Here is a 9053-nt window from a genome sequence, read left to right on the forward strand (position 1 = left end):
CCGGAGGTGCGTCGATGACCCCGACCGTGCCGTTCGACCGCGACGAGCTCGCCGGCCGTCTCGCCCGGGTGCGCGACGCCGCCGCCCGCGACGGGCTGGACCTGCTCGTCGTCACCGACCCGAAGAACATCTTCTATCTGACCGGCTACGACGCGTACTCGTTCTACGTCCCGCAGGCGCTGCTGGTGCCCTGCGGCGGGGCGAGCGGAGCGACGGGGGGAAGGACGGCGGCGCCGGTCGTGCTCGTGCTGCGGGCGATGGACGTCCAGGGCGCCCGCGTCACGACGTGGCTGTCCGACGAGTCGCTCGTCGGCTATCCCGAGTCCTGCATCAACGACGGCCCGCGCGGCGCGCACCCGTTCACGGTCGTCGCGGCGACCGTCGCCGAGCGCGGGTTCGACCGGACCAGGGTGGGGGTCGAGCTCGACGGGACGCTGACCCCGCGAGAGCTCGAGATCCTGCGGGCGGCGTTCCCCGCCTCGTCGTTCGTGTCCTGCGACGGCCTCGTCGAGTGGGTGCGCGCGGTGAAGACCCCGGCCGAGATCGCGGTGATCACCGAGGCGGCCGCCATCAGCGACGCGGCGATGGAGGTGGCGCGGGAGGCGATCCGGCCCGGGGCGCGCGAGGCCGATGTCGCCGCCGACATCTACGCGGCGCTCGTGCGCGGCCACGGCGACCTCATCGGGTCCACCCCCGCCCAGCCCTACATGGCGATGGGGGACAACACGAACAACCCGCACCTGCGCTGGCGCGAGGGCACCTACGGCCCCGGGCCGGTCTACGTCGAGCTGGGCGGGCACCGGCACAACTACGCGGCGGGACTGTCGCGCAGCTTCCACCTCGGCGAGCCGTCGCCGGGCTACCGCCGGGTCGAGGGCGTCGTCACCGACGGGATGGACGCCGCCCTCGAGGCGATGCGGGTCGGCGCCCGCGCCCAGGACGTCGAGGCGGCGTGGCGGAAGGTCGTCGAGCCGTTCGGGATCACCAAGGCCGCCCGGATCGGCTACTCGATCGGCATCTCCTTCCCGAAGACGATCTGGATGGAGGGCACGATCAGCCTCGCGCCCGGCGACGAGACGGTGCTCGTCGACGGGCACGTCCTGCACCTCATGGTCGCGGTCTGGCTCGACGACCTCGGGTACGCGCTCTCCGAGACCGTGCACGTCACCGACGCCGGCCCGCGTCCGCTCTCGGCGCTGCCGCGCGAGCTGGTGGTGACGTCGTGACCGCGCACGGCGACGCGGCGCGGACCATCACGACGGCGCTGCCCACCGTCGCCGACGTCGAGGCCGCCGTGGCCCGGGTGTCGACGGTGGCCGACCCGGTGACCGTGCGGCCGAGCCACGTGCTCTCCGATCGCCTCGGGATCACGGTCGACCTCGTCTGCGAGTACCGCCAGCCCGGCGGCAGCTTCAAGATCCGCGGAGCGGCGAACGCGGTCCTCGCCGCGGCCGAGCGGGGCGCGACCGGGGTCACGACGGCGTCCACCGGCAACCACGCGCGGGCGGTCGCGACGGTGGCCGCCCGGGCGGGACTGCGGGTGCGGGCGTTCGTGGCGTCGTCGGTGTCGGCGTCGCGGGTCCGCGCGCTGACCGAGGCGGGGGCCCACGTGGACGCCTCGGCGGCCGACCAGACCGCGGCGATCGGGGCGGCGGCGTCCGCGGCGGCGCGGGACGGCGAGGTGTTCGTGCCGCCGTTCGACCACCTGGAGGTGGTGGCCGGGCAGGGCACGCTCGGGCTGGAACTGGCCGCAGGCCACTACGACGCGGTGCTCGTCCCGGTCTCGGGCGGCGGGCTCGCCGCGGGCGTCGGGCTCGCGCTGCGCGCGGCCTCGCCGCGGACCCGGGTGGTGGGGGTGTCCGCCGAGCGGGCGCCCGCGATGGCCCGGTCCCTCGCCGCGGGACACCCGGTCCCGGTCCCGGAGATCGACACCGTCGCGACCTCCCTCATGGGCGACCTCGGCCCGGACAACGCGGTGACGTTCGCGGTGTGCCGGGAGGTGCTCGAGCGCGTCGAGCTGGTCGGCGAGGAGGACCTCGTCGCGGCCACGGCGGAGCTCCACGGCCTCGGGCATCCCGTCGAGCCCGCCGCCGCGGCCGGGCCGGCCCTGCTGGCCGGACGACCCGAGGCGTTCGGCGGGATGCGCGTCGCCGTCCTGCTCACCGGGCGGGCGGACACGTCGTGAGCCCCGTCCGGAACGCCACCACTGCCCGTCGAAGGAGCACCCAGTGATCACCCTCCCGTTCGCCGCCCGCGCCGACGGCCTCGTCGGGTCGGTGATCGACTCGTCGACGTCGCTGCTCGCGACGCAGACCCACGACATCGTCCGGTTCGCGATGGGCAGCCCGGCCCCGGACTCGATCCCCTCGGCCGTCCTCGCCGCGCTCGCCGCCGAGGAGCTCTCACGCCCGTCGTCGTACGACTACGCGGCCACCGAGGGCGACCCGCTCCTGCGGTCGGCGTTGCTCGAGTCGCTGCGCGGCACCTCCGACGAGACCACCGACGACCGCCTGACGATCACCGCCGGTGGCATGCAGGGACTCGACCTCGCGTGCAAGCTGTTCGTCGACCCGGGCGACCTCGTCGTCGTCGAGTCCCCGACCTACACCGGCGGCTCCGCGGTCGCGCTGGCCTACGGCGCGGAGCTGCTCGAGGTCCCGACCGACGCCGACGGCCTCGACGTCGACGCGCTGGAGGAGGCCGTGGCGGCGGCCGGGCGCCTGCCGACGGTCATCTACACGATCCCGACGTTCCAGAACCCGGCCGGGACGACGCTGTCGCTGCCACGGCGGGAACGGCTGGTCGAGCTCGCCCGCCGATGGGGCTCGATGGTGATCGACGACGACCCCTACGCCCTGCTGCGCTTCGCCGGCACCGAGGTGCCGTCGCTGCGGGCGGTGGCCGGTGGCGACCCGCTGGTGTTCTCGGTGCGGACGTTCTCCAAGACGGTCGCGCCGGGGCTGCGGTGCGGCTGGGTGGACGCGGACCCGTCGTTGTCCCAGCTGCTGATCAACGCCAAACAGGCGATGGACACGTGCGCGAACATGCCCGCGCAGCGGCTGGTGGCGCGGTTCCTCGCCGGCGGGCACCTGGCCGAGCACCTGACGACCCAGCGCGCGGTGTACCGCGAGCGCAAGGCCGGGATGCAGGCGGCGCTCTCGCGCCACCTCGGGGACCGGGCGTCCTGGACCGACCCCGACGGCGGGTTCTTCCTCTGGGTGACCCTGCCCGGCGTCGACACCCAGGCGCTCTTCCCGGCGGCGCTCGCCCGGGGCGTGGCCTACATCCCCGGCCAGGCGTTCTCCCCGGCCGGCCGCTTCACCGACGCGCTGCGGCTGTGCTTCGCGACGACGGACCCGGACCGGGCGGACGTCGGGGTAGGCCGCCTGGCGGCGGCCATGTGAGCGGATGTCGTCGCCGGAACGACGACATCCGCTCAGCTGCTCGCTAGTGCTCCTTGGCCCGCTCCACGGTGGTCTGCAGGGCGGCGAGCAGCTCGCGGGCGGAGTCCAGCGAGAGCTCGACGGCGATGCGTGAGGCCGGGCCGCGCTCGGGGGCCATGAAGTCGATGTTCACGGTGTGCGCGTCCGGGGCGTGCACCGGGTGGTCGTAGTAGACGGTCGCCTCGGACATCGTCTGCCAGCCGTCACGGGTCTTCCCGGACGAGCGCTCGAGGCCCACCTTCTCGGTGGAGTAGGTGCACATCAGTTGGCTCCGACGGTGTCCTGGACGAGGTGGGTGGCGAGGAACGCCTCGACCTTCTGCCACGCGTCGACGGCGGCCTCGGGCCGGTAGGACGGCCGGTCGACGGAGAAGATCGCGTGGCCCGCGCCGCCGTAGCGGTGGAACTCGTAGGTCTTGCCGTGCTGCTGCAGGAGCTTCTCCAGCTCGTCGACCTGGTCGGGGGACGGGTACGAGTCGTCGTTGCCGAAGAGGCCCAGCAATGGCGCGCCGAGGTCGCCGATGCGGTCGGCCAGCGGGGAGACCTGCAGCGGGAAGCCCTCCGGCGGGGTCCCGACGACGAACGCCCCGTAGCAGTCGACCGCGGCCTGCACGTCGACCTCGATGCCGGTGAGCACCGCCTGGCGCCCGCCCGAGCAGTACCCGATGACCCCGACCGCACCGGTCGCGTTCGCCAGGGTGCGCAGCCAGGCGGCGGCGCCGGCCACGTCGCCGACGAAGCGCTCGTCGGGGACCCCGCCGTTGGCGCGGGCGGTGGCGGCGGCGTCGTCGGGGTCGGCGTCGGGCGCCTCGCGGGTGTAGAGGTTCGGGCAGATCGCCGAGTAGCCCATCGTCGCGAAGCGGCGGGTGATCTCCTTGGTCCCGGCGTCGTACCCGGGCATGTGGTGGATGACGATCATGCCGGGATGTGGGCCGGGGTCCATGGGCCGCGCGGTGTAGGCCTCGATGAGGTCTCCGCCACCACTGCCGTGTCCCCGGATGCCGACGGTCTCGGCCAGGACGGCGTCGTAGCGCATGGGTGCACTCCCTCCTCATCGGTGCCGGCGGCACCGCTCGCCGCCGATCAGAGCACTTCGGGGACGACGGGGCAGGGCCGGGGCGGTGTGCGTCCCGTTTCGTCCTACCTGCGACGCCAGCGGGCCGGGCCGTCGTCGTAGAGGTCGCGGCCGTGGAGGTCGTTGACGACGAGCGCGGGGAAGTCCTCGATCGTCAGCCTGCGGACCGCCTCGGCGCCGAGGTCTTCGTACGCGACCACCTCGGCGCTCGTGATGCACCGGCTCAGCAGGGCCGCCGTCCCCTCGATGGCACCGAAGTAGACACAGCCGTGGGCGCGCATCGACTCCTTGACCTCGGCGGAGCGCCGCCCCTTGCCGATCATCGACCGCAGACCCCGCTCGACGAGCATCGGTGAGTACGCGTCGCAGCGGCTCGCGGTGGTGGGTCCGGCGGAGCCGATGACGTGGCCGGGGCGCGCCGGGGTCGGGCCGACGAAGTAGATGGTCGCGCCGTCGACGTCGAACGGCAGGGGCTCGCCTGCGGCGATCGCCTCGGCGAAGCGGGCGTGGGCGGCGTCGCGGGCGGTGAAGACCGTCCCGCTCAGCAGGACGGAGTCGCCGGAGCGCAGCTCACGCAGCGTGTCGTCGTCGAGGGGGAGCGCGATCGACGATGCGGAGTTGCTGTCACCCGACGTCAGCGATGCCGCATCGCTGACCGGGGGCCCGCCGGTCACAGGGTCACCGTCCGCACCCGGTGGGAATGGCAGTCGAGGTTGATCGCCACGGGGAACGCGGCGATGTGGGTGGGGTAGGCCTCGATGTGGACGGCCACCGTCGTCACCGTCCCGCCGAAGCCGGCCGGCCCGATCCCCGTCGCGTTGATCGCGTCGACGAGCTGCGCCTCGAGGTCGGCCAGCGCCGGGTCGGGGGAGGGTGAGCCGGTGGGGTCGCGGGTCAGCGCGTGCTTGGCCAGGACGGCCGCGCGGTCGAACGTGCCGCCCATCCCGATCCCGACGGTCACCGGGGGACTGGCGGACGGCCCGGCCTTCTCGATCGTCTCCACCACGAACCGCTTCATGCCCTCGACGCCCGCGGCCGGGGTGAGCATGCGCAGCGCCGACATGTTGTCGCAGCCCGCGCCCTTGACCAGCAGTGTCAGCTCGATCGCCGCCCCGGGCACGATGTCGTAGTGCACCATCGCCGGGGTGTTGTCCCCGGTGTTGCGGCGGTCGACCGGCGAGCGCACGAGCGAGGCGCGCAGGTAGCCCTCGCGGTACCCCTGCGCCACGCCGCGATCGATCGCCTCGGCCAGCGAACCGCCGGTGAGGTGCACGTCCTGGCCGAGCGTCAGGAACACGACCGCGTAGCCGGTGTCCTGGCAGAACGCGATCCGCTCGGCGGCGGAGACCCGGGCGTTCTCGAGCAGCCGGTCGAACACCTCGCGCCCGATCGGCGACTCCTCGGCCGCCCGGCCCCGCTCCAGCGCCGCGACGTGGTCGGCGCGCAGTTCGTGGTTGGCCTCGATGCTGAGCCTCGCCACGACGGCCTCGACCTCGGCGACGTCCACGGTCCGCAGTTCCGGCACCCGTCAGGCGTACCGCACCCGCCGTCGTCGTGCACGGGGAGCCGGGCCGGGACCTCCGCGAGTGGACCTCTATGGCTGCGCCGGGAGCCTTGCGTGCCCACTCGGGCGATCGGAGGCTCGGTGAGCGCAGCCATCCGGGTGCGTGAAAGTCGATTTCCGGACGTCCAGCGTCAGGAACGAGTCTTTCCTGGCACGGCGGAGCCGGCGGGCGCACGCTGACGCCCGTGGACGAGTCCGCGCCCGGCGGTTACGCCGCCGTCTTCCCCCGCGTGCTGCGGCGGTTCGCGCTGTTCGCGATCGCGTTCTCCGTCGTCTCGATCACCACCGGGATCTTCGTCAACTACTCCTACGGACTGACCACCCTGGGGCCGGCGGCGGTGTGGCTGTGGCCGGTCGCGGCGGTCGGCCAGGTGCTCGTGGTGCTCGTCCTCGCCGAGCTCGCGGGCCACATGCCGCTCGCCGGGGCGAACTACCAGTGGAGCGCCCGGCTGGTCGGCACCCGGTTCGGCTACGCGGTCGGCTCGCTCGGCGTGCTCTACGGCGCGGTCGGGCTCCCCGGCATCGCGCTCATCGGGCTCGCCCCGCTCACGGCCACCGTGCTCGGGCTCGATGCGACCGACACCACGCTGCTGCTGGTCATCGCCGTGATCGCGCTGCTCGTCGCCTACCTGATCAACGTGATCCGCGTGCAGTGGGCGGCGCGGGTCAACAACCTGGCGGTGTTCGCGGAGATCATCGGCACGGTCGTGCTCTCGGTCGTCGTGCTCGTCCTGTGGGCGCACGACCGGGCCGGCACCCCCGACGGCGGGCACGGCCTCGGCTTCCTGACGACGACGAACCCGGGCACCCCGCTCGCGGACGGGATCGTGGGTGGCGCCCTGATCGGCATCTTCACCCTGGTCGGATTCGAGGCGGCCGCGGACATGGCCGAGGAGGCCGTGGACGCCCGCCGGACGGTGCCACGGGCGATGATCGCGGCGGCCGTCATCTCCGGGGTGCTCGGGATGGTCGCGCTCGTCGGGTTCACCGTCGCCATCCCGGACCTCGCGGCCGTCGAGGCGTCCCCGGTGCCGCTCGCGGCCATCGCCGGGTACTGGCTCGGGCCGGTGCTCACGAAGACCTTCCTGGTCATCGTCGTCTTCTCGATGTTCGCGTTGCTCGTGGTGGCCGCGGCGTCGAACTCGCGGCTGCTGTTCGCGATGGCGCGCGACGGGCTGCTGCCCGGCTCGGCCGCGATGGCCCGCGTGCACCCGCGCACCGCGACCCCGGTGACCGCGCTCGTCGTCTCCCTGATCGTGTGCCTGCTCCTGCTCGGCTACGGCACCCTCGACGGTCAGGCGTTCACGGTGCTCGTCGGGGCCACCGCGCTCGTGCCGTACCTCGTGTACCTGCTGACCCTCGGCGGCTACCTCGCCCGGCGCCGCAGGCTCGCGGCGACCTCGGGCGGTACCGGCTTCTCGCTCGGTCGCGCGGCGGTGCCGGTCGCGGGGCTCGCGCTGGTGTGGCTGGTCGTGGTCGTGGCGGCGCTGAGCCTGCCCGACGCGTTCCGGGGCGCCGACTACGTGGTGCTCGGCGGGATCGCGCTCGCCGGGCTCTGGTACGTGACGGTGCTGCGCAGGCGGCTGCGCGACGGCACCGCGGGCCTCGGGTCGGCGGGTACGGGCACCGACCGGCCGACGACGGTGGAGGTGCCGTGACCTGGCGCAACTGGGCGGGGAACCAGCGCACGGACCCGGTGCGCCGCGTCGTCGCCCGGGACGTCGAGGACGTGTCGGCGGCGGTGACGGCCGCCGCCCGGGAGGGCCTGCGGGTCAAGGCGACCGGGTCCGGCCACTCGTTCACCGGCATCGGGGTCCCCGACGGCGTCGCGCTCGCGGCACCGGAGGACCCGCGGCTCCTCCGGGTGGACGGCGATGCGGTCACCGTCCCCGGCGGCATGACGATCCGGACCCTGAACACGCTGCTCTGGGACCGCGGCCTCGCGCTGCCCAATCTCGGTGACATCGACGCCCAGACGATCGCGGGGGCCGTCGCGACCGGCACCCACGGCACCGGCGCGAGCCACCAGGGGATCGCCGCGCGCATCCGCGCGCTGCAGCTCGTGACGGCCGACGGCTCGGTGCTGACCTGCGGCCCCGCCGAGCACCCGGAGGTCTTCCACCACGCCCGGGTCGGGCTCGGCGCGCTCGGCGTCGTCACCGCCGTGACGCTGGCCGCGGTCCCCGCGTTCGCGCTGCACGCCCGGGAGACCGCGATGCCGCTCGCCGAGGTCCTCGAGGGCTTCGACGACCTCGCCGCCGCCCACGACCACGTCGAGTTCTACTGGTTCCCGCACACCGACGTCGCCGCGACCAAGATCAACGACGTGGTCCCGGACGACCGCTCGGGGCCCTCGCGCAGCCGGGTCGCGGGCTGGGTCGGCGACGAACTGATGGGCAACGGCGCCTTCGAGCTGGTCTGCCGGCTGGGCTCCGCCGCTCCCGCCCTCGTGCCGACGCTGAACCGCGTCATGGCCGGGCAGATGGCGAACGCCGAGTACGTCGACCGCTCCTACCGGGTGTTCACCAGCCCGCGGCGGGTGCGGTTCCTCGAGATGGAGTACGCGGTACCGCGCGCGGCCCTGCCCGAGGCGCTGGACGGGCTGCGCAGCGCGGCCGCCCACGCCCGCGACGTCACCTTCCCCGTCGAGGTGCGGGTCGCCGGTGCCGACGACATCCCGCTCTCGACGGCGAGCGGCCGCGACTCCGCCTACCTCGCGGTGCACGTCTACCGGGGTCGGCCCCACGAGGCCTACTTCGCCGCCGTCGAGTCCGTGATGACCGCCCTCGACGGTCGACCGCACTGGGGCAAGCTGCACACCCGCACGGCGGCCCAGCTGGCTTCGTCGTACCCGGAGTTCGACGCGTTCCTCGCGCTGCGCGACCACCTCGACCCCGAGGGCCGGTTCGGGAACGCCCACCTCGACCGCATCCTCGGAAGGGCGGCCCGATGACGCAGACGCTCGCTGACCT

At 74.0% G+C, this 9053-nt stretch carries 9 protein-coding genes; 5 read left to right on the plus strand and 4 right to left on the minus strand.

Translation table 11 applies throughout. The features are described 5' to 3' along the window. Positions 1-14: 14 nt before the first annotated feature. The 3 genes from VGI02_RS03000 to VGI02_RS03010 are packed head-to-tail and all read left to right on the plus strand — an operon-like array spanning position 15 to position 3404. A complete protein-coding gene (locus VGI02_RS03000) occupies positions 15-1226 on the plus strand; it encodes a M24 family metallopeptidase (RefSeq protein ID WP_331625762.1) in 1212 nt (403 codons plus the stop codon). Continuing rightward, positions 1223-2185, plus strand: coding sequence for a pyridoxal-phosphate dependent enzyme (locus tag VGI02_RS03005; protein ID WP_331625764.1), 963 nt, complete (start codon positions 1223-1225; stop codon positions 2183-2185). Before VGI02_RS03000 ends, VGI02_RS03005 begins: the two co-directional genes overlap by 4 nt. 43 nt (positions 2186-2228) lie before the next feature. Further along, a complete protein-coding gene (locus tag VGI02_RS03010; RefSeq protein WP_331625765.1) occupies positions 2229-3404 on the plus strand; it encodes an aminotransferase-like domain-containing protein in 1176 nt (391 codons plus the stop codon). 43 nt (positions 3405-3447) lie between these two features. Here the strand turns inward: VGI02_RS03010 and VGI02_RS03015 are convergent, their stop codons facing one another. The 4 genes from VGI02_RS03015 to VGI02_RS03030 form a co-directional block, all read right to left on the minus strand. Continuing rightward, a complete protein-coding gene (locus VGI02_RS03015) occupies positions 3448-3705 on the minus strand; it encodes a DUF6295 family protein (RefSeq protein ID WP_331625766.1) in 258 nt (85 codons plus the stop codon). Further along, on the minus strand, positions 3705-4478 hold the full coding sequence (locus VGI02_RS03020) for a dienelactone hydrolase family protein (protein ID WP_331625767.1): 774 nt from the start codon (positions 4476-4478) through the stop codon (positions 3705-3707). Before VGI02_RS03020 ends, VGI02_RS03015 begins: the two co-directional genes overlap by 1 nt. Before the next feature lie 104 nt (positions 4479-4582). Then, on the minus strand, positions 4583-5191 hold the full coding sequence (locus tag VGI02_RS03025; RefSeq protein WP_331625768.1) for a FumA C-terminus/TtdB family hydratase beta subunit: 609 nt from the start codon (positions 5189-5191) through the stop codon (positions 4583-4585). After that, on the minus strand, positions 5188-6042 hold the full coding sequence (locus tag VGI02_RS03030) for a fumarate hydratase (RefSeq protein ID WP_331625769.1): 855 nt from the start codon (positions 6040-6042) through the stop codon (positions 5188-5190). The genes VGI02_RS03025 and VGI02_RS03030 overlap by 4 nt, the downstream gene beginning before the upstream one ends. 224 nt (positions 6043-6266) lie before the next feature. Between VGI02_RS03030 and VGI02_RS03035 the strand changes: the two genes are divergently transcribed. Both VGI02_RS03035 and VGI02_RS03040 read left to right on the plus strand, forming a co-directional pair. Further along, complete coding sequence (locus VGI02_RS03035) at positions 6267-7739, plus strand: APC family permease (protein WP_331625770.1); 1473 nt, start codon at positions 6267-6269, stop codon at positions 7737-7739. Continuing rightward, positions 7736-9034, plus strand: a complete 1299-nt coding sequence (locus VGI02_RS03040; protein WP_331625771.1) for an FAD-linked oxidoreductase, L-gulonolactone oxidase family — start codon at positions 7736-7738, stop codon at positions 9032-9034. The genes VGI02_RS03035 and VGI02_RS03040 overlap by 4 nt, the downstream gene beginning before the upstream one ends. Positions 9035-9053 lie beyond the last annotated feature (19 nt).

Source organism: Actinomycetospora sp., assembly GCF_036497245.1.
Taxonomy (GTDB): Bacteria; Actinomycetota; Actinomycetes; order Mycobacteriales; family Pseudonocardiaceae; genus Actinomycetospora.

Coding starts and splice junctions, on each gene's coding strand:
- VGI02_RS03000 (WP_331625762.1), top strand. CDS start 15: ATGACCCCGACCGTGCCGTTCGACCGCGACGAGCTCGCCGGCCGTCTC.
- VGI02_RS03015 (WP_331625766.1), bottom strand. CDS start 3,705: ATGTGCACCTACTCCACCGAGAAGGTGGGCCTCGAGCGCTCGTCCGGG.
- VGI02_RS03020 (WP_331625767.1), bottom strand. CDS start 4,478: ATGCGCTACGACGCCGTCCTGGCCGAGACCGTCGGCATCCGGGGACAC.